Raw genomic sequence first — 20,087 nt, 5'->3', positions numbered from 1 at the left:
TCTGGCGTCGCCGACAGGGGGTCACATACGGAGAATCGATCCATATTGCAAGTGATTATAGCTCTCTTTTTTGAGAAATTCCCAATTGCGGGATTTAACATCAAATCCTGCTAATAATGGTCACAGGCTGGTAACCATTACACCCGACCGGCTGTGCACAACTCGGATATTGGTTCGAGCGTGTAAAATTGCCTTTCCCGCATTAACTAATGAAACAGAAAATGCAGCCCATACCCAATGGCAATGTGGACCCGCGCCCACAAGAGGCTTATTAACAGGACGTTAACAAGCACTGCGGGCGGTCGAAAGAACAGGTAAGGACTGGTATGTCTGGATCATACCCCTTCATCGATATAGCCGCGCTGGATTTGATCCGCGAAGGCTTTGCAAAGGGCGATGCGCAGCTCGTGCTAACGCACGACCTGTCGGCAGTGCTTTGGGTCAATGGACCCGGCGCGAAGCTTTTCGGCTTCGATCGCGTGGACGATATGATCGGCGGCAGTCTCGATTTGCCCATAGCCACACGCCGACAGATTGCCTCGTCGAACAGCAATGCGGAAGGTGAATCCCGGACCGTTTCCATTCGTCTGGGTGGCGGATTACGTTCCGACCTTACCCGTTTCAACGTTTCGCATATCACGCTTCCCGACGAAGTGTCCGGGCTGCTGCTAACCGCCGACGGCAAGGAAACGAAGGCAGAAGCCGTCATTTCCGGCCTCAGCGATGACAGTACACATATCGCGCTGATCGACGCGAACAGCAGGGTACTCGCCGCGAGCCCACGTTTTGCTGCACTCGATATTTCCTCCGCCACGCTGGAAGACCTCATCATCGAAGCCGCAGACGCGACTGACCGTATCGTCAAGCGCCGCATCCGCGCCGGTAAACATTCTGTACCAGGAGCGATTGCGCGACTGACCGATACGCCGCCCCTGCATCTCCTCTGCATTATCGGCGATGCTCCTGTCTCGGCACTTGCGGCACCTGTCGCGCTACAGGGCGAGGCTGAAGAAATTCTGGAAGAGATCCTTCCCGAGCCGATGGAGACCACCAAAGCGGAAGCTATTCAAGATGAGACCTCTGCGGAGCAGCCGAGCCCCCGCAGCTTTGTGTTCGATCAGGATGCACCGGCTGCCCGCTTCATTTGGAAGGTAGGACCGGACGGCGCATTCAGCGAAGTATCGCCGGATCTTGCCGCGACGATCGGGCCCAATGCGGCCGACGTCGTTGGACGCCGCTTTGCCGATGTTGCAAATGTCTTCGGCTTCGATCCGGATGGCAGCATTGCGGCCCTGCTCGACAAGCGCGATACATGGTCGGGAAAACGGTTGATGTGGCCGGTCGAGGGCACGGACCTGCGCGTGCCGGTCGAGCTTGCCGCCCTGCCCGTCTATTCCCGTGATCGGAAGTTCACCGGTTTCCGCGGCTTTGGTGTGGTGCGCCCGGCAGAGGCCGAGAAGGACCCCGAGGAAATCGGACTTGTGCTTGCTGGCGGTATTCCGCAGACGCGCAAGCCCGTCAGCGATCCGGTTGATACGACTGCATCTGTTGAAGACGATGACATTCTCGCGTTGACTGAAGAAATCGCCAACGACGACAGCCCTGTCGCAACGCTGCCCAAACCGCCTCTGAATATTGCACCGACACCCGGACGCCGCGAATCTGACAAGGTCATCAGCCTGCTGAACGCCTGTGCACAGGAGAAAGTGGCAGCAGATCAGGCGCGGATTCTGCAAGAACAGGAGCGTGAGGAGCGTCCCGAAGGCGGGCTGACCAAGACCGAGCGCAACGCATTTCGCGAAATCGCCGACCGTCTGCGCAAGCAGGGACTTGCCAATTCGCGCGCCGAAAGCGACGCGAGCGTAATATCGGAAGAGGCAACTGCGGAAAGCCCGCAGCCGGTCGAAAAGACTGACGCGAAAGCGCCGCTCATCGGCGCAGATGCCATCGAAGACACGTCATTCGTGATGCCCGAGACCGCCCATGCGGATGTAACCGCCTTGCTGGCCAATCTGCCGGTGCCGGTCATCATTCACTCGGGCGATAATATCCATTACGTCAATCAGGCCTTGCTCGATCTCACCGGCTATGAATCGCTCGACGATATTCGCGCTGCGGGTGGTGTCGACGTGCTGTTCAACAGCGATAGCGATGATAGTGAATCGCGACAGGGCATGGTGCTGCGTCGCGCCAATGGCAGCGAAGAACCGGTCGATGCGCACCTCAATGCCATTTCCTGGCGCGATGGCCGTGCACTCATGCTGAGCCTGATGCCGGTAGCATCGACGCTCGCTGAGACCGTTGCCGCCCCTGTCGCAGCGCCAGTCGCGCTCAACACGGACGACGAAAAGCAGGCGCTTGCAGATAATGTCGAGGAACTGAAGACCATTCTCGACACGGCGACGGACGGTGTTGTCCTCATCGATCCGGAAGGCCGCATCCGCTCCATGAACCATTCAGCTTCAGCCCTGTTCGGCTATGAACGCGACGAAACAGAAGGCAAGTTCTTCTCGATGCTGTTTGCCATCGAAAGCCAGCGTGCTGCGATGGACTATCTGCACGGCCTTTCCGGCAATGGGGTTTTGAGTGTGCTCAATGACGGGCGCGAGGTGATCGGTCGCGAAGCCAAAGGCGGATTCATTCCGCTGTTCATGACCATCGGCAAACTGCCGCATACGCGTGGGTTCTGCGCCGTTCTGCGTGACATCACCCAGTGGAAGCGCACCGAGGAAGAACTGACCAATGCGCGCAAGGAAGCTGAACGCGCTTCGAACCAGAAAACAGAGTTTCTGGCGCGTATCAGCCACGAGATCCGCACCCCGCTCAATGCGATCATCGGCTTTTCCGAGCTGATGGCCGACGAGAAATTCGGCCCCATTGGCAATGATCGCTATCGGGATTATCTGCGCGATATCAATCGCTCCGGCAATCACGTGCTGGCACTGGTCAATGACCTGCTCGATATTTCGAAGATCGAAGCCGGCGCTCTGGATATGAAATTCGAAGCGGTCTCGCTCAACGATGCCATTGCTGAAGCCATCGCGCTGATGCAGCCGCAGGCCAATCGCGAGCGCGTCATCATCCGCTCAAGCTTCCAGTCCAATCTTCCTGACATTGTTGCCGATACGCGTTCGATCAAGCAAGTAGCATTGAACCTTCTGTCCAATGCCGTGCGTTTCACGGCGCCTGGCGGTCAGGTAATTGTGTCCACGAGCTACGAGATAAATGGCGACGTCGTGATGCGGGTGCGCGATACGGGCATCGGCATGACCAAATCCGAGGTCGAACAGGCGCTGAAGCCGTTCCGCCAGATCAACGCACTGGAACGCCGCAAGGCTGAAAGTGCAAAAGACTGGCGCAACGAAGGCACCGGACTGGGCTTGCCCCTGACGAAAGCCATGGTGGAAGCCAATCGTGCGCAATTCGCCATCGATTCCACGCCGGGGCATGGAACAGTCGTCGAGATCGCCTTTCCGCCGACGCGCGTTCTGGCTGACTGATCCGCATTGCCGATAATCAAAAAGCCTCCCCTCGCGGGAGGTTTTTTATGTTCTTGTGCGACCAAAAAAAAGCGCCGGACAAACCGGCGCTATCAGAATCTCAGAGACAAAAGGACACGAAAGCAATTCGCAACGGAGCACCGGAAACGGCGGCTCGATCATCACTCAGTGTTGCATCCCTTATCGCGTGAAGCCGGTTAACGATGCCTTAAATTCTTTGTTCAGAGTTTACGCATTGGTAGCGACTGTAAAATCAGGGTTAATTTCCGTGCAGCAATTGATTACCCATGGAAAAGAAGCAGCAAGGGTGATTTGATTCCGCCAACTGCCACCGCAAACGACCGATCATCAAACTAGCGTCTTTGCTTTGACCCATTGCTGGTTTACAGCTTGCAGCATGTCGCGCAAAAGTGCGCCGCGGTTTTGTGCGACATGAAAAAACGAATACTTAAAGCGCAGCGCGAACATAAAACGCGGCGCGCTTTGATGAAACTTCACTGATTGGATGGTTGATGCGCTGGCCCCGATTTACGCGCCTCATAATTGCGCTCGTCATTCTCTGCGCCGCGGCTGCAGCAACCTTGCTGGCCGTGGTACCTTTCATCGTCTCTACCGATGCCATCCGTATCCGCGTTGCACAGGAAATCAGTGCCTGGACCGGCTATAGCGTTGAGTTGCGACAAGCCCCTCGCCTGAAAGTATTCCCCGTTCTGCGTGCCTCCTTGAATGGCGTGACGCTCAGCAAACTTACAGATCAGGGCCAGAAGCCGCTCATGAGCGCGGACCGTATCGATGTGGAACTTTCGCCGCTCGATGCCATCATGGGGCACATCTCGTTCTCCGAGACGCAAATCGTCCGCCCGCATGTAAATCTCGACGGGCCTGTTTCAAATTTCTCGCAGCTCCTGGACGCTGTCGCCAACTCCAACGGCCGTCTCGGTACCGCTATTCGCGCTCAGCGCGCATTACAGCAAAGCGGTTCCGGTGATAATGCGCAGGCAGCACAGCAAGCCTCACAACCATTTGGCCGCGTCGTGGTTCGCGATGGAACGATTGCGTTCAACCGTCCGGGCAGCGAGCCGGAAATCACCAGCGACGAGCAGATCACCGATGTCAACGCAACGCTGGAATGGCCGCGCACTTCGAGCGCGGCAACGCTGAAGGGCAGTGCCAAATGGCGCGACGAAACCACCCAGTTCAGCCTGACCGCCGCGCAAGCCCTGCCGCTTCTGGCCGGCGGCACATCGGATGTGACAGCGAGCCTGACCGCCAATCCATTAAGCCTCACATTTCAGGGCAAAGCGAATATTTCCAAGGATCGCTTTTTCGAAGGTGATCTGACGGCGAAAACCCCGTCGTTGAGTGGCGCGGTGCGCTGGCTCAGTCTCCCGCCAATCGCGGGTAGCGCTGAAATCGGTGCTTTTTCGCTGGAATCCACCATCACAGCGACGCCGAAACGGCTGAAATTCGCGGATGTGGAAATGACCGCCAGCGACAGCCCTGCCAAGGGCGTAATCGAGATCGGCCTGGAACAGGACCAGCCTGCGGTAACTGGCACGCTGGCTTTCGACAAACTCGACCTTCGCCGCCTATTTTCAGCCTTCATTCCGTTGCCGGATAGCGGCGCACGTTCGCCGAACGAGCGCAACAATCCCGACCGTGATGTCGTCGACACGAGCTTCATAGATCGCGCGGAAGTGGATTTGCGGCTTTCAGCACAGAATGCCACAGCAGGTCCCGTGAATATGACGGGTGTGGCCGCTGCAGTGCAGATACGCGGTGGCCGCGCCATCTTCGATATCGGCGACGCCAAGGCCTTCAACGGCATCATGCAAGCCAATGTGCAGATCGTGCGCGACCTGAAAAGTGCCAGCGGCGAGTTGCGCTTCAACGCCTCGGATATCGACAGTTCGCAGTTCTTCACAGCACTTGGCTTCGACAAACCTTTCATAAGCGGCAAAGGCAATGTCTCCCTGTTCATGAAAGGTCCGGCCAACCGCTGGTCCGGTCTTTTGACTAATGCGCAAGGCAATGTTTCCATCCAGCTCAATAATGGCCAGATGCAGGGCTTTGCCGTGCAGGATTTTCTCACCAAGGCGCAAAGCCAGCGCTTTTTCGCTCTCGAACGGAAGGAAAATGTCGCGTTGGCATTCAATCGTCTGGATGTGAAGGCCAACCTGTCCGATGGCGTTGCGACGCTGGAAAATGCCCGCCTTGATACGTCCGACGGCACGCTGACACTTGCAGGCATTGTGCCTTTCGTGGATCGCAGTCTGGCGCTGAGCGGCGAAGTCGTCTTTCCCAGCAGCCAGCCGCAACAACAGCAGGAAAGCGGCACGGATGGCCAGACCAACCAGCCGCCTGCTGATACCCCACCCGTCAAGCCACCGCTCAATTTCTTCGTCGGCGGCTCGTGGGACCGACCGTTTATTTCTCCGTCTTCAATGGGAACGGGCAGTAATTAGAGCATAATCCGACCGGAGTGAAACGAGGACGACCAAGATTATGCTTCAAATAAAAGAGGTTAGGGCGCCGATCTGATTCAATCAGATCGAAACGCGTTCTCAAGCGGCCCGCCGGGTCAGAACGCCTCGGCTCCTTCCTGAGTTTAAAAACCACCTCCCTTTACGCCTTTCGGTGATGTGAGCCAGCCGAAGACCCGAATTGACCGGCTGGCCCTTGCCCCCGAAAATCGGCGCCTTTCACAGGAGCATTTCCAGCAAAAATGCGATGCGGTTTTGCGTAGGATAATGCGTAGACCAAGTTGATTGTGCGGGGACGCGGTTGTGCCGACACATACCCAGCCAGAACGCTATCCCGAACTCGATGCGCTGCGCGGGCTGGCGGCGACTGTCGTTTTGCTGCGGCACTTTGTGAATATCTGGCCCTATGATGCCATGGGACCTTATTTTTTCATTCTGCTGCGATCGCCACTCCGTTTCTTTTTTGCTGCTCATGAAGCAGTCCTGCTTTTTTTCCTGTTGAGCGGCTTCGTTCTGACGCTGCCATTCATGCGCCGCACGCCATCCTATCCAGCCTATCTTATCCGGCGCACCTGCCGGATATATTTGCCTTATCTCGTCGCGCTTTCGCTCGCACTTGCCGGTGCCCTGTTTCTGAACGGCCCTATCCAGCAGCTCAGTAACTGGTTCAATCTCACATGGACCATACCGGTGACGCCGCAAATGATCGCACAGCATGTGCTGTTCATCGGCTCTTATCCCAATGGCGAAGTGAATACGGCGTTCTGGTCTCTCGTTTACGAGATGCGGATATCGATCATATTTCCGCTGCTCTTCGTCATCACCGTGACATTGCGGCCCTCGGCTGCGATTGCGGTGGCTTTCGGGCTTTCCGTTCTCGCCAACGCCTTCCGCTCCGATCCCTACACCGGCGGCTGGTGGATAACGGTGCATTTTGCAAGCTTCTTCTTGCTTGGCAGTCTCATGGCGCAGAACCTGCCAGCCATACAGAGCTTCTACAGGCGATTATCCAACCGACGGGCTGTCGTAATCAATAGTATGGCTCTCCTGCTGGTTACTTATGGAGCCGGGCCGCCCATGCTGAAGAACTGGGTCGGAGATCTCACAGACTGGGCCACGATGGCGGGGCTTGTCTGGATCATCGTGCTTGCAACCTCAAGCGATACGTTACGCCGTTTCCTGCTGTTGCCTTTGCCGCAGTTTCTCGGGCGTATTTCCTATAGTCTCTATCTGGTTCACGCCACTGTGCTCTTCGCGCTGGTGCACGTATTTTACGGGCATGTTGCCCTGATAGCGCTGCTGCCCGCCTATATTATCCTGAGCATCGGCCTTGCAACGCTGATGCATCGCTATGTCGAGGTGCCGACCATGGCACAAGGCAAGCTTCTTGCAGCACGGTTTGCCTACTGACCGACAGGGCCAGCAGGCAAATATTCCCGTTTATCCCATACGAAATGCCGCTTGTTCGTCGCGGCGACGCTGCACTTCACGGCGCTTGTTGACAATCGAGGCGATGATGACGCCAACTGTCACCAGTGCGATCAGGATCGTGCAGATCGCATTGATTTCCGGCGTCACGCCAAGGCGCACCTGACTGTAGATCTTCATCGGCAGCGTGGTTGCGCCCGGACCGGAGGTGAAGCTTGCAATCACCAGATCGTCGAGCGACAGGGTGAATGCGAGCATCCAGCCGGAAACCACAGCAGGCAGGATTACCGGCAAGGTGACCTTCATGAAGGTCGTGACCGGCGGCGCGCCAAGATCCATCGCCGCTTCCTCCAGCGAGCGGTCAAAGCTCACCAGACGTGACTGCACGACAACTGCCACGAAACACATCGAAAAGGTGATATGCGCCAGCGTCACCGTCCAGAAGCCGCGGTCGAAATTCATCGCCACGAAAAGCAGCAGAAGCGACAGGCCGGTGATCACATCCGGCATGACGAGCGGCGCATAGACCATGCCGGAAAACAGGATGCGACCGCGAAAACGCGTATAGCGTGTCAGCGCCAGTGCGGCGAGCGTACCCAGAACCGTGGCAATCGTTGCCGACAGAAGGCCGACGCGGATCGTCACCCATGCGGCATCCATCAGAGCTTGGTTGCGGAACAGTTCAACATACCATTTGGTCGAGAACCCCGCCCAGACCGTGACCAGCCGGGATTCGTTGAACGAATAGATAATCAGCAGGACGATGGGCAGATAAAGGAAGGCAAAGCCCAGAGCCACCGATGCAATATTGAAGCGGGACCAGTTGTTCTGCATCCTATTTCCCCTTTTCCTGCTGACGCGCCTGCACCTGCTGGAAGATTACGATCGGAACGATCAGCAGGATCAGCAGCACCACGGCCACCGCCGACGAGACCGGCCAGTCGCGATTGGAGAAGAATTCGCTCCAGATCGTCTTGCCGATCATGAGTGTCTGTGAACCGCCGAGAAGGTCCGGGATAACGAATTCACCCACTGCCGGAATGAACACGAGGAAGCAGCCAGCCAGAACACCGGCCAGAGACAGCGGAAACGTGATTTTCCAGAATGCTGCAAACGGAGTGCAGCCCAGATCCTGCGCTGCTTCGATGAGCGAATAATCCATTTTTTCAAGCGACGAATAGATCGGCAGCACCATGAACGGCAGATAGGAATAGACGATACCGATGAAGATGGCTGTATCGGTATTGAGAATAGTAAGCGGCGTATCGATGACGTTGAGCCACATCAGAAACTGGTTGAGCAGGCCTTCCGGCTTCAGGATGCCGATCCACGCATAGACGCGGATCAGGAATGAGGTCCAGAATGGCAGGATCACCAGCATCAGCAATGTCGGGCGGATCGTCGTTGGCGCACGCGCTATGCCATATGCCATCGGATAGGCCACCAGCAGCGTCAGGAAGGTGGAGATAGCCGCAATGCGGACACTCGACAGATAGGCCTTGTAGTAAAGAGGATCGTCAAGCAGCCACAAATAGTTGTCGAAAGAGAGCTGTTTGATTTTCTCCCAGGTCGCAGCAAACCCCTGCGCCAGGTCGAAAGTCGGCATATAGGCCGGGATCGCCATCGCAACTTCCGACAGGGAAATCTTGAAGACGATGAAGAACGGCACGAGAAAGAATACCAGCAGCCAGAGATAAGGCACTGCGATGACGAGACGGCTGGCAATGGAAGCGACGAGCTTCTGCATGGTGGCCTCCTCAGGCGGTCAGCACCAGACCGGCATCGATATCGAAGGAAACCCAGACGCGCTCGTCATAGGTCAGCGGATTTTCCGTCTTGCGCACGGCATTGAGGCTTGCGGCCTTGATGGTGCGGCCATTGTCGAGCCGCACATGGAACACCGTCATGTCACCGAAATAGGCAATATCCCAAAGCTCGCCTTCCACTGCATTGATCGAAGCATCCTCCGGCTTTTCGCGCGTGATGCGTGTCTTTTCAGGGCGCACCGCATACCAGACCTTCTGGCCCGGATTGAGCTCTTCGCGGGTTTCGGTCTGGATGTGGAAGCCAAATTTTTCGGTAGCGATTTCCGCCTCACCATTGGCGGCTTTCACCACTTCGCCTTCGATAATGTTCACATTGCCGATGAAGTCAGCCACGAATTTGGAGCGCGGAGCTTCATAGACTTCGGCCGGTGTCGCCACCTGCTTGATGCGGCCCTTGTCCATCACCGCAATGCGGTCGGACATGGTCATGGCTTCTTCCTGATCGTGGGTCACGACCATGAAGGTCATGCCTAGCTTGACCTGCAAATCCATCAGTTCGAACTGGGTTTCCTCGCGCAGCTTCTTGTCGAGCGCGCCAAGTGGCTCATCCAGCAGCAGCACTTTTGGGCGCTTGGCAACGGAACGGGCAAGTGCGACGCGCTGGCGCTGGCCGCCGGAAAGCTGATGCGGCTTGCGCTTGCCATATTGCTCCAGCTTCACGAGCTTGAGCATTTCGGCGACGCGCGCGTCGATTTCCGATTTCGCCATACCGTCCTGCTTGAGACCGAAGGCGATATTTTTCTCCACCGTCATATGCGGAAACAGCGCATAGGACTGGAACATCATGTTGACCGGGCGCTTATAGGGCGGAATGCCGCGCATGTCCTGACCGTCCAGCGTGATGCGGCCCGATGTCGGCTCCTCAAAGCCTGCCAGCATGCGCATCAGCGTGGTCTTGCCACAACCGGAAGCGCCAAGCAGCGCGAAGAATTCGCGGTTGAAAACATTGAGCGACAGATCATCGACAGCGGTGAAATCGCCGAATATTTTCGTCACATTCTCAAAGGAAATATAGGGCTTGGCCGCCGGGTCGTTCCAGGGTGCAAATTTGCGGCGAAAGCTGCCAAAAGATTCCATTCCGTTCCCCTATCGATCTAGCCGTGCCCGATGTTTCGTCAGGTTTTACAAGACGTAGAGCGGCCCTCTGTTCAACAGTGAGCCGCTCTTCACAATGTCATGCCCAAGGGCATTCCGGGACCACACCCGACTTAGCGTTCGATTATTACTGGCCGGTGACGATCTTGGTCCAGGCGCGGGTCACGACGCGCTGGGTCTTGGTGTCGTAAGGCGTCGGCACAAACAGCTTCTTCATGACGTCATCGGTCGGATAGATTTCCGGGTCGTCAAGAATTTCCTTGTCGATGAATTCCTGCGACGCCTTGTTGCCGTTGGCATAGAACACGTAGTTCGAAGCCTTGGCAGCCACTTCCGGGCGCATCATATAGTTCATGAATTCAAGCGCTTCCGGCACGTGCTTGGCATCTGCCGGGATCGCCATCTGGTCGAACCAGACCAGCGCGCCTTCCTTCGGGATCGAATAACCGATCTCGACGCCCTGCTTTGCCTTCTCGGCGCGGTCAAGGGCCTGGAAAATGTCGCCCGAATAGCCGATCGCCATGCAGATATCGCCGTTGGCCAGTGCATTGATATATTCCGACGAGTGGAACTTGCGAATATTCGGGCGGATCTTCAGATAAAGATCCTGCGCCTTCTGCAAGTCGTCCGGCGACGGCGAATTCGGATCCAGGCCCAGATAATTCAGGGCCGGACGCAGCATCTCGCTGGCCGAATCGAGCAGATAGATGCCGCAACCTTTAAGCTTTGCCGATTGTTCCGAGTCGAAAAGTACAGCCCAGGAATCTATGGTATCGGTGCCGAGCGCTTCCTTGATCTTGGCCTTGTTGTAGCCAATGCCGGTGGTGCCCCACATGTAGTTGACGGAATATTCGTTGCCCGGATCGTAGGTTGCGACACGGGTCGAAATTTCATCCCACATATTCTTGAGGTTCGGGAGCTTGTCCTTGTCGAGCTTCAGGAACACGCCAGCCGGAATCTGGCGGCCAAGGAATTCACCCGATGGCACCACGAGATCGTAGCCGCTGCCGCCGGCCAGAAGCTTGGTTTCCAGAATTTCGTTGGAATCATAAACGTCGTAGACGACCTTGATGCCGGTCTCCTTGGTGAAATCCTTCAGGATGGAGTCGTCGATATAATCCGACCAGTTATAGATATTGACCACCCGCTCCTGCGCACTCGCGGAAAATGTGGCGGCAGCGACAACGCTTGTTACGACGGTCGTTGCCAGAAGGAAGGATTTCATCCCCATCATTTGCTCCAATCTGCACATTAAATTCCGGTGCAGGTTCAAGGTGGATATACTGTTTCTTTATTGCACTTTTTTAGATTGCACAGCATTCGTCAACAGGCTCGTGACAGGACGAACATAAAAATTGCATCTCGGAGGCTTCCCGAGGGGCGTTGCGATTTCGGTTATGCAGGGTCGAAATATCAGCTCACTATTGAAAGTCGAAGGCAGAAAGCCCCGCCACCATCTCGTCCAGACCAAGCGGACGTGTCAGCGGTGGCTCGGCGCGGGTGATGCAGCCCTGTCTTTCACACAGACGACAAGCCGGACCAATCTCCGTATTGCCAGCCTTTGAAAGCGACGCACCATAGACCGTATCGCCCCCCGCTTCCAGCGCACAACCAAGCAATAGTGCCGTCCGGCGTGGACGCTCACTGAATGCACCTTGCGGCCCCTCCAGCGTACGGGCAATCGTCAGGAAGGCCGAACCATCCTGCAGTTCCGCCGGTTCGACCAGCACCTGGCCCGCCTGTGCAAAAGCGGCATAGACCGGCAGTTTCGGGCATTGTCCGCCGAAGCGGACTGGAAAACCTTCCGCGCCTGCAACACGCAGACGATTGCCGGCATGGTCGATTTCCATGACAAAGAACGGCAGCGCACTTGCTCCCTGCCGCTGCAAAGTGGTCAGCCGGTTTGCAGCCTGCTGGAATGAGACGCCGAAGCGCGTGCGGAGCACATCTACATCATAACGAGCCCGGACTGCGGCATCGCGAAACTGGCGATAGGGCATCATCAAAGCCTGCGCGGCATAACGCGCCAGCTCGAACCGGGCGATGCGCTTTGCTTCACCGGACGATAGTTTCAGCCCTTCCGTCTCCGCACCGATCACCACCTGCATGCGGATGAGCGCCGCTTCCATGGCGATCTCCTGCAACTGATCGAAGGGCGACAGCCGTTCCGAAACAAACAGGCGCTGCGAATGGCGGTCATAACGCCTGCGCCAGTTGGGCATGGTCGCGACCGGCAGCGTGCGCACCGTGATGCCATGCTCGCGCCGCAGCCATTCCTTCAAAGCTGCCGACAAATCACCATCCGGCTTCAACAAGGCGAAAAAACTTTCAGCCTCTTCCTCGACGCGCGGATAATGATTGGCGCGGCGCGCCATCACATCGCGCACCTCATCCAACGGCAGGCGCGTGGCGGAAAGCTCCGCCCCGCTTCCCTCATGTGACAGCAATTGCGAAAGATCGGACAGGCGCTGCTGCTGTTCGCGATAGGCGCGATATAGCTTCATGATCCCGACAGCAGCATTGGGTGCCGCCTCGCCGATTTCGACCAGCTCCTGATCGCCCGGCAATTCGCCGGTCAGGAGCGGATCGGAGAACACTTCTTTCAGTCCCGTGATCGTGGAGCCGCTTTCGGCTTGCAAGCTATCGAGATCCAGCTTGTAAACACTGGCCAGCTTCAACAAGAGCTGCACCGTCAAGGGTCGCTGGTTGCGCTCGATCAGGTTGAGATAGGACGGCGAAATGCCGAGCGCCTCGGCCATGGCCGTCTGCGTCAGGGACCGCTCGTTGCGGATGCGTCTGATGCGTGGCCCGGCAAAAATCTTGCGTTCGCTCACTTGGTCCTCCCAAACCCGCAATGATGAGTTTTACAGTTCATGACAAAATAGCCGTATAATCCGTCTTTGACAATCTTTACAATTTTACATAGCTGATCAGTCAAAGTCCCGACAGCTTAACTTCAATTTTTAGGCTATTTTCCGGGTTTTTCTGGCGCTTCACTCATCTCGATTGTAAATCTGGTCACAGAAAGAGCGCAGAAAATTTCTCTTCCCGAACCAGTTCAAAATCTGAGGAGACACCGAAATGACAGATTTTTACAGCCTTATTCCTTCGGCACCCAAAGGCCGTTTCGACGGCATCCAGCGTGCGCATACGGCCGAAGATGTAAAAAGGCTGCGCGGTTCGGTGGAGATCAAGTACTCGCTGGCCGAGATGGGTGCAAACCGTCTGTGGAAGCTCATCCATGAAGAAGATTTCGTCAATGCGCTCGGCGCGCTTTCCGGCAATCAGGCCATGCAGATGGTTCGCGCCGGACTGAAGGCGATCTACCTCTCCGGCTGGCAGGTTGCAGCCGATGCCAACACGGCCTCGGCCATGTATCCGGATCAATCGCTTTATCCGGCCAACGCCGCCCCGGAACTAGCCAAGCGCATCAACAAGACGTTGCAGCGCGCCGACCAGATCGAAACCGCTGAAGGCAACGGACTCTCGGTCGACACCTGGTTCGCCCCGATCGTTGCCGATGCGGAAGCAGGCTTCGGCGGACCGCTGAATGCATTCGAAATCATGAAGGCCTTCATCGAGGCCGGTGCAGCTGGCGTGCATTATGAAGACCAGCTCGCTTCGGAAAAGAAGTGCGGCCATCTCGGCGGCAAGGTTCTGATCCCGACGGCAGCACATATCCGCAACCTGAATGCGGCTCGTCTTGCTGCCGACGTGATGGGAACGGCAACGCTGGTTATCGCCCGCACGGATGCGGAAGCCGCCAAGCTTCTGACCTCGGACATTGACGAGCGCGATCAACCATTCGTCGATTACGATGCAGGCCGCACGGCGGAAGGCTTCTATCAGGTGAAGAACGGCATCGAGCCATGTATTGCCCGTGCGATTGCCTATGCGCCCTATTGCGATCTGATCTGGATGGAAACATCCAAGCCGGATCTCGAACAGGCCCGCCGCTTCGCGGAAGCCGTGCACAAGGCGCATCCGGGCAAGAAGCTCGCTTATAACTGCTCGCCGTCGTTCAACTGGAAGAAGAACCTCGACGATGCCACGATTGCCAAGTTCCAGCGTGAGCTGGGTGCGATGGGCTACAAGTTCCAGTTCATCACGCTGGCCGGTTTCCACCAGCTCAACTTCGGCATGTTCGAACTGGCGCGCGGCTACAAGGACCGGCAGATGGCGGCCTATTCCGAACTGCAACAGGCGGAATTTGCAGCCGAAGCCAATGGCTATACTGCGACCAAGCATCAGCGCGAAGTCGGCACCGGCTATTTCGATGCCGTGTCACTCGCAATCACCGGCGGCCAATCTTCGACCACCGCCATGAAGGAATCGACTGAAACAGCACAGTTCAGACCGGCTGCTGAATAACAGCCCGGCGACAAACAGGAGGAACAGTTCCATGAATTCGCCAGCACGCGTCAAGGAAAGAGCAGAAGAACAATCTTCAAGCATGACCACGGATCAGCAGACCGTTATCCGTATGCTCGCCAACGATCTGCATCGCCTCAACTACACCGTCATGAAGGCGGTCGAGGCAGGCGTCTCGGTGGAACTGGTCCGCTCCGCCCGGCATCATGGAGGCGACGGCAACTGGGGCGATCTGTTGATCCCGGTCATCGTCACCCACGACAAATGATGACGGTCCTGACTATCGCCGTCGCCACCATGTTCCTTCATTTTGTGTGCCTTCGGCAGCACGGGAACGGCGACGGCAACTCGGGCGATCTCTTGATCCCCGTTATAGTCACCCACGATAAATGATGACGGTCCTCATTCTTACGGTCGCCGCCATGTTCATGCACATTGCTTTTGGCAGCGACAGAATGTCCAAACTGGCGGTTACCCGTAAAATCCGATGAAACGGGGTTGATCTGCCACCCGCTTTATGGTCGGATTTCCTCAACTGACCTCCCCGGCTGGCCCTGCCAGTCGGGGCTTTTTTTCATCAGAAGACAATCGACAGGTTGCGGAAGGTCAGGCAGGTTTTCCGGCTTTTCTCGCGCACCTGCATATTCTCCAGCAGTCGTATCTGACGCGCCGCATAGTCGAACTTCCATAGAAGCGGACGGGCGAACGCAGCCTATACGCCTTCTTGCAATATACGGCCAGAAGCACCCTGTATTTTCTTACCGTATAAGAAAATCTAAAACTGCCTTATTCTAAATAAATGTATTATTTCTTCAAATTACTTTGACCAATATTTTTAAATAAAATATTTAACTTCTTATAGGTAAGAAATGTCAATCCAGTCCTTGATAGACAATATTGCCTCCAATAGCAGCATAGATCCTGGAACGGCTGAGCAGACGGTTGGAATATTGCTCTCAATCATCCAGCATGAAGCACCGATTGTCGCGCCGCAAATATTCAACCTGATCCCCGGCGCGCGTGCACTGGCACTCGCCAATGATGTTCTCAGTCCTGAAAATCACCATACGGATGGAATCCTTGGAACGGTTTCGGACATTGCCGGAGGTTTTGCTGGCGAGAGAATAGGTGCTCTGGTCTGTGGTCTGGCGGCATTGAAATCCACCGGCCTGACCATGGAACAGGCCAATCAGGCTTTCCTAACCGTCATCCGCCATATTCGAGAAAGGGATCGCGATCTTGTGCGAAGGCTCTTTGCTTTCGTCCCGGCACTGAAAAGCCGCTTCAATATTCCGCATACTGAATCTTGACTGAAAGTTCACCGAACACCAACAAAGCCACGTCTCATGCATTGACGCCGGTGCACCATTGATGGTCCCTGCGTCCAGATCCGGCACATCTGTTTTCGGATCGCCTGTAAATGGTTGGTGGTGAAAGCCGTCGTGCTTTGCCTGACAACTGCGGTTTGAACCGCCCCTTGCGGGGGCAAGGAATACGGAATTTTCATGTCTGTTCAGTCTCTCATCGACAGTATCGCCACAAAGATCAACATCGAGCCGCAGCTTGCCGAAAAGCTCGCCGGTTCGGTGTTTTCCGTGCTGCAGCACAGCGCACCTGAAATCGGCAACAAGATTTTCGCGCTCCTGCCGGATGCGCAGCAACTGGCAAACGCCCACGACGTGCTTGCCTCGAGCACCGGCGGCATCATGGGTGCGCTTTCGGGCCTGATGGATAATGTGGCTGGCGAAAAGATGAGCGCAGTTTTGAAAGCTGCCGCCACGCTTCGTTCCAACGGCCTTTCCAGCGACCAGATCACCGAAGCAGGCGGGCAGGTGATCAATTATGTGCGCGGCCACGACCCGCAACTGGTCGAGCAGCTCGTTACGAACGTACCCGCTCTCAAAGGCCATTTCGGTCTCTGACGCATCAATTTTTGTTTGTGTGCGCTTTCTGCGATGGCGCACACAAAAGCTTGCCGGACCCATTTGTCATTGACGCCTGTCGCAGCTATCATGCCAGTATCGAAATCATTCTCTGGTGATTGATGTCTGCTGATACGACGGAAAAGAAGGTTACGCGCGCGCCGCGTCGCCGTACGCCTGCCTATGTCAAATCTCTTCGCGGTGTGAAGAACTGGAAGCAGGCAACTGAATGGCTGGCCTGGCGGGATATCGAAGACATCGAATGCATCACCCCCGATCAGGCGGGTGTTGCGCGCGGCAAGATGATGCCGTCCAAGAAATTCACGTCCAACACGTCGCTGGCTCTGCCATCTGCCGTCTTCATGACGACGATTTCAGGCGCCTATCCGGAAGACGGCTACGGCTTCCACTATCCGGAAGACGACGGCGACCTGCGACTGCTGCCCGACCTGTCCACGCTATCGGCTGTTCCCTGGGAATCCGACCCGACGGCACAAGTTATCTGCGATCTCGTCTATCAGGACGGACGTGCCGTCGAGTTCACCCCGCGCAACGTGCTGCGCAACGTCGTTGCCGCCTACAACAAGCGCGGTCTGAAGCCGGTTGTGGCACCGGAAATCGAGTTCTATCTGGTCCGCAAGAACCCCGACCCGGATTATCCTCTGACACCGCCCGTCGGCCGTTCGGGCCGCGCCATTGGCGGCGGACAGGGTTATTCGATTGCGGGCGTCAATGAGTTCGACGAACTGATCGACGACATCTATCATTTCTCCGAAGGTCAGGGGCTGGAGATCGACACGCTGATCCACGAAGAAGGTGCCGGTCAGCTTGAGATCAACCTGCGCCACGGCGATCCGGTGGAACTCGCTGACCAGGTTTTCCTGTTCAAGCGTACGATCCGCGAGGCTGCGCTCAAGCACGACATGTATGCCACATTCATGGCCAAGCCTATTCAGGGCCAGCCCGGATCGGCAATGCATATCCACCAGTCCATCGTGGACAAGAAGACCGGACGCAACATTTTCACCAATGAGGATGGCAGCGAAAGCGAAGCTTTCCGCCACTTTATCGGCGGCATGCAGCGCCACGTGCCGAATGCGCTTGTCATGTTCGCGCCTTACGTGAACTCCTACCGCCGCCTGACGCCGGACGCTTCCGCGCCTGTCAACGTCAAATGGGGCTACGATAACCGCACCACCGCTTTCCGTGTGCCTCGCTCAGATCCCAATGGGCGCCGCGTGGAAAACCGCATCCCCTCCTCCGACGCCAACCCCTATCTCGCTCTGGCCGCTTCGCTTGCCTGCGGCCTGATCGGCCTCGTAAACAAGATCGAACCGGAACAGCCCGCGACCACAAGCGTCAACACCAAGGAAGTCGAGCTGCCCCGCGGCCTGATCGACGCGGTGGAGCTGTTCGAAGAGGACACCGAGCTACGCAACCTGTTCGGCAGTTCCTTCGTCACGACCTACGCCGCCATCAAACGCGCCGAATTCGAAACCTTCATGGAAGTCATCAGCCCGTGGGAACGCGAGTTCCTGCTGCTCAACGTCTGACCGGTTCCACATGCCATACCAAAGCCCAATCTCGCCCGGCTATTCCTGGTACGAGGCGACTGTTCCCGACCGCCCGCAATATCCCGAGATGGATGGCTCGCGGCAGGCGGATGTCGTTGTCATTGGCGGCGGATATACGGGGCTTTCGGCTGCCTATCATCTGGCGAGACAGGGCGTGGATGTTACGCTCATTGACGGCACCCGGTTCGGCGATGGGGCGTCGGGGCGCAATGGCGGGCAGTTCGGCACCGGTCAGCGCACGTGGGCCGAAGACCTTGAAGCCGAATATGGCTTTGAGCGCGCCAAAGCCCTGTTCAACGTAGCAGAGGAGGCCAAGGCCTATCTCCTTGCCTTTGCCGATGAACACGGGATCGACATGGAATATGTGCCCGGTCAGATTTCGGTCGTGCACAAGCCGCGCTATCTCAAGCAGTATGAGCGCCATGTCGAGCTGATGGCGAACCGGTTCAACTATTCGCATTTGCGTCTGCTCGACCGCACCGAGACGGCGAACCTGCTCGGTTCCGAACGTTATTATGGTGGCGTCTATGATGCAGGTACCGGCCATATTCATCCGCTGAAATTGCTTGTCGGAACAGCAAAGGCAGCGCATGCGGCGGGTGCCAAGCTGTTTGAAGACACAAGAGCCACCAGGATCAGTACTGCAAGCGGGCGGGTCGAAGTCGAAACCAATCGCGGAACAGTATCTGCGCGAAACGCCTTCATTGCGGTGAATGCCTATGGCGGATTGCTGGAGCCGATCAGCGCATCGCATGTCATGCCGATCCGCTCCTTCATCGGCGCAACGGTGCCACTCGGCGACGACAGCCCGGTTATTCCAGGCGGTGAATCCATCGACGATTCCCGCTTCGTGGTGCGTTATTTCCGCCGTTCGAAGGACGGCCGACTGCTGTTCGGCGGACGCGAAGCCTATACTGCCGACAATCCGCGTGACATCAGCACGCATATCCGCCGCCAGATCGCAGAGATTTATCCGGCGTTGGATAAAGTCGAAATCACCCATGCATGGGGCGGATCGGTCGGCATAACCATGCCGCGCCAGCCCTTAGTGCGTGAGGTGATGCCCGGTGTGATTTCAGCAGGCGGCTATTCCGGTCATGGTGTCATGCTGGCCAATTACATGGGCAAGCTCTATGCGGAAACCATCGCAGGCAATCGCGACAGGCTGAAACTGTTCGAAGAACTGCGCATTCCAGCCTTCCCCGGCGGTCGCACCTTCCGCTCGCCGCTGCTGTTCCTCGCACTGTCGTGGTATGCGCTGATGGACAGGCTATAGACCGCTACTTCGGCTTGTTTGCAGCACGTTCCAGCTTGGTCAGTACATCGATCAGATTGGGGGCAAGCTCGCGTATTTCGGCGAGGTGTGCAGCACTCAGCCTCTCAAGAACCTGCTCTGCCTTGTCGGTCAGCGCCAATGTGTGGCGACGGCGATCCGATGGATCGACCATTCGCATGACCAGATCGGCATCCGCCAGTCTGCCAACCAGCTCTGTTGCCGTGTGCGGAGCGATGACAAGCCATTCCGCTAAGTTGCCGACCGTCATCGGCGTATCAGCCGCGTGGGCCTTAATCGCAAGCAGCGCCTGATGCTGTTGCACCGGAAGCCCTTCCGCGTCCGCAGCCGTCGCGCTGAAACTCATGAAGCGACGCAAACGATAGCGAAGTTCCGCAAGTGCCTGATAATCGGCTTGTGTCAAAGCATCCGGATTTCTTTTCACAACACGCTTCTCCCATGCACCGCTTATCTGCGTATGCCGCGCCAATTCTGGCATTTCCAAAGGCGCTTCGCAGCAATCCCTTCCCCAATAGCAAGCCCCTTGCCCAAACACAAAGATGGCGATTGATTTATATCGTATTACGATATATCTAGCCAGCCATTTGAGGATGC

The 20,087-nt window shown here is 56.7% G+C and carries 15 protein-coding genes; 9 read left to right on the top strand and 6 right to left on the bottom strand.

Translation table 11 applies throughout. From position 1 onward, the window contains the following. Positions 1 to 326 precede the first annotated feature (326 nt). The 3 genes from pdhS (at position 327) to CQZ93_RS18385 (ending at position 7,393) form a co-directional block, all read left to right on the top strand. Positions 327 to 3,500, top strand: coding sequence for a cell-division control histidine kinase PdhS (pdhS, locus tag CQZ93_RS18395; RefSeq protein WP_105544034.1), 3,174 nt, complete (start codon positions 327 to 329; stop codon positions 3,498 to 3,500). 512 nt (positions 3,501 to 4,012) lie between these two features. Beyond that, positions 4,013 to 5,965 carry an AsmA family protein gene (locus CQZ93_RS18390; RefSeq protein ID WP_105544033.1) on the top strand — a complete coding sequence of 651 codons (1,953 nt, stop codon included), beginning with the start codon at positions 4,013 to 4,015 and terminating at the stop codon, positions 5,963 to 5,965. 321 nt (positions 5,966 to 6,286) lie between these two features. Then, positions 6,287 to 7,393, top strand: a complete 1,107-nt coding sequence (locus CQZ93_RS18385; RefSeq protein WP_105545207.1) for an acyltransferase family protein — start codon at positions 6,287 to 6,289, stop codon at positions 7,391 to 7,393. A 30-nt stretch (positions 7,394 to 7,423) separates the two neighbouring features. On the opposite strand, the gene CQZ93_RS18380 is transcribed toward CQZ93_RS18385, so the two are convergent. The 5 genes from CQZ93_RS18380 to CQZ93_RS18355 form a co-directional block, all read right to left on the bottom strand. Continuing rightward, positions 7,424 to 8,245, bottom strand: a complete 822-nt coding sequence (locus CQZ93_RS18380) for an ABC transporter permease (RefSeq protein ID WP_105544032.1) — start codon at positions 8,243 to 8,245, stop codon at positions 7,424 to 7,426. A gap of 1 nt (position 8,246) precedes the next feature. Further along, positions 8,247 to 9,158: an ABC transporter permease subunit gene (locus tag CQZ93_RS18375; RefSeq protein ID WP_105544031.1), complete on the bottom strand. Its 912-nt coding sequence runs from the start codon at positions 9,156 to 9,158 to the stop codon at positions 8,247 to 8,249. A 10-nt stretch (positions 9,159 to 9,168) separates the two neighbouring features. Then, complete coding sequence (locus CQZ93_RS18370; protein WP_105544030.1) at positions 9,169 to 10,314, bottom strand: ABC transporter ATP-binding protein; 1,146 nt, start codon at positions 10,312 to 10,314, stop codon at positions 9,169 to 9,171. A gap of 145 nt (positions 10,315 to 10,459) precedes the next feature. Further along, entirely contained in the window at positions 10,460 to 11,563 is a 1,104-nt protein-coding gene (locus CQZ93_RS18365) for a polyamine ABC transporter substrate-binding protein (RefSeq protein ID WP_105545206.1), read from the bottom strand. 190 nt (positions 11,564 to 11,753) lie between these two features. Then, positions 11,754 to 13,166 (bottom strand): helix-turn-helix domain-containing protein, encoded by a 1,413-nt coding sequence (locus CQZ93_RS18355; protein WP_105544029.1) that lies wholly within the window; start codon positions 13,164 to 13,166, stop codon positions 11,754 to 11,756. A gap of 247 nt (positions 13,167 to 13,413) precedes the next feature. On the opposite strand from CQZ93_RS18355, the gene aceA reads away from it, so the two are divergent. From aceA to CQZ93_RS18325, 6 genes are all read left to right on the top strand, one after another. Beyond that, positions 13,414 to 14,703: an isocitrate lyase gene (gene aceA / locus CQZ93_RS18350; protein WP_105544028.1), complete on the top strand. Its 1,290-nt coding sequence runs from the start codon at positions 13,414 to 13,416 to the stop codon at positions 14,701 to 14,703. A 31-nt stretch (positions 14,704 to 14,734) separates the two neighbouring features. Continuing rightward, complete coding sequence (locus CQZ93_RS18345; protein ID WP_010659117.1) at positions 14,735 to 14,971, top strand: SMc00767 family acetate metabolism repressor; 237 nt, start codon at positions 14,735 to 14,737, stop codon at positions 14,969 to 14,971. Between the two features lie 601 nt (positions 14,972 to 15,572). Next, the gene (locus CQZ93_RS18340; RefSeq protein WP_105544027.1) at positions 15,573 to 16,013 is read left to right on the top strand and encodes a hypothetical protein; all 441 of its coding nucleotides are present in this window, start codon (positions 15,573 to 15,575) and stop codon (positions 16,011 to 16,013) included. A 195-nt stretch (positions 16,014 to 16,208) separates the two neighbouring features. Further along, positions 16,209 to 16,625 carry a 3-hydroxyacyl-CoA dehydrogenase family protein gene (locus CQZ93_RS18335; RefSeq protein ID WP_105544026.1) on the top strand — a complete coding sequence of 139 codons (417 nt, stop codon included), beginning with the start codon at positions 16,209 to 16,211 and terminating at the stop codon, positions 16,623 to 16,625. A gap of 122 nt (positions 16,626 to 16,747) precedes the next feature. Further along, positions 16,748 to 18,178: a glutamine synthetase family protein gene (locus CQZ93_RS18330; protein WP_105544025.1), complete on the top strand. Its 1,431-nt coding sequence runs from the start codon at positions 16,748 to 16,750 to the stop codon at positions 18,176 to 18,178. A 10-nt stretch (positions 18,179 to 18,188) separates the two neighbouring features. Continuing rightward, positions 18,189 to 19,475 carry an NAD(P)/FAD-dependent oxidoreductase gene (locus CQZ93_RS18325; protein WP_105544024.1) on the top strand — a complete coding sequence of 429 codons (1,287 nt, stop codon included), beginning with the start codon at positions 18,189 to 18,191 and terminating at the stop codon, positions 19,473 to 19,475. A 4-nt stretch (positions 19,476 to 19,479) separates the two neighbouring features. On the opposite strand, the gene CQZ93_RS18320 is transcribed toward CQZ93_RS18325, so the two are convergent. Further along, the gene (locus CQZ93_RS18320; RefSeq protein ID WP_286154279.1) at positions 19,480 to 19,839 is read right to left on the bottom strand and encodes a MarR family winged helix-turn-helix transcriptional regulator; all 360 of its coding nucleotides are present in this window, start codon (positions 19,837 to 19,839) and stop codon (positions 19,480 to 19,482) included. Positions 19,840 to 20,087: the final 248 nt, after the last annotated feature.

The sequence above is a fragment of the Ochrobactrum vermis genome, from assembly GCF_002975205.1.
In the GTDB taxonomy this organism is placed as follows: domain Bacteria; phylum Pseudomonadota; class Alphaproteobacteria; order Rhizobiales; family Rhizobiaceae; genus Brucella; species Brucella vermis.
This window is presented reverse-complemented; position numbering and strand designations above follow the sequence as displayed.

What these genes read in the sequence shown, in the direction of transcription:
- pdhS (WP_105544034.1), top strand. Translation starts at nt 327, where the DNA reads ATGTCTGGATCATACCCCTTCATCGATATAGCCGCGCTGGATTTGATC.
- CQZ93_RS18390 (WP_105544033.1), top strand. Translation starts at nt 4,013, where the DNA reads ATGCGCTGGCCCCGATTTACGCGCCTCATAATTGCGCTCGTCATTCTC.
- CQZ93_RS18380 (WP_105544032.1), bottom strand. Translation starts at nt 8,245, where the DNA reads ATGCAGAACAACTGGTCCCGCTTCAATATTGCATCGGTGGCTCTGGGC.
- CQZ93_RS18375 (WP_105544031.1), bottom strand. Translation starts at nt 9,158, where the DNA reads ATGCAGAAGCTCGTCGCTTCCATTGCCAGCCGTCTCGTCATCGCAGTG.
- CQZ93_RS18370 (WP_105544030.1), bottom strand. Translation starts at nt 10,314, where the DNA reads ATGGAATCTTTTGGCAGCTTTCGCCGCAAATTTGCACCCTGGAACGAC.
- CQZ93_RS18365 (WP_105545206.1), bottom strand. Translation starts at nt 11,563, where the DNA reads ATGGGGATGAAATCCTTCCTTCTGGCAACGACCGTCGTAACAAGCGTT.
- aceA (WP_105544028.1), top strand. Translation starts at nt 13,414, where the DNA reads ATGACAGATTTTTACAGCCTTATTCCTTCGGCACCCAAAGGCCGTTTC.
- CQZ93_RS18345 (WP_010659117.1), top strand. Translation starts at nt 14,735, where the DNA reads ATGAATTCGCCAGCACGCGTCAAGGAAAGAGCAGAAGAACAATCTTCA.
- CQZ93_RS18340 (WP_105544027.1), top strand. Translation starts at nt 15,573, where the DNA reads ATGTCAATCCAGTCCTTGATAGACAATATTGCCTCCAATAGCAGCATA.
- CQZ93_RS18335 (WP_105544026.1), top strand. Translation starts at nt 16,209, where the DNA reads ATGTCTGTTCAGTCTCTCATCGACAGTATCGCCACAAAGATCAACATC.
- CQZ93_RS18330 (WP_105544025.1), top strand. Translation starts at nt 16,748, where the DNA reads ATGTCTGCTGATACGACGGAAAAGAAGGTTACGCGCGCGCCGCGTCGC.
- CQZ93_RS18325 (WP_105544024.1), top strand. Translation starts at nt 18,189, where the DNA reads ATGCCATACCAAAGCCCAATCTCGCCCGGCTATTCCTGGTACGAGGCG.
- CQZ93_RS18320 (WP_286154279.1), bottom strand. Translation starts at nt 19,839, where the DNA reads ATGAGTTTCAGCGCGACGGCTGCGGACGCGGAAGGGCTTCCGGTGCAA.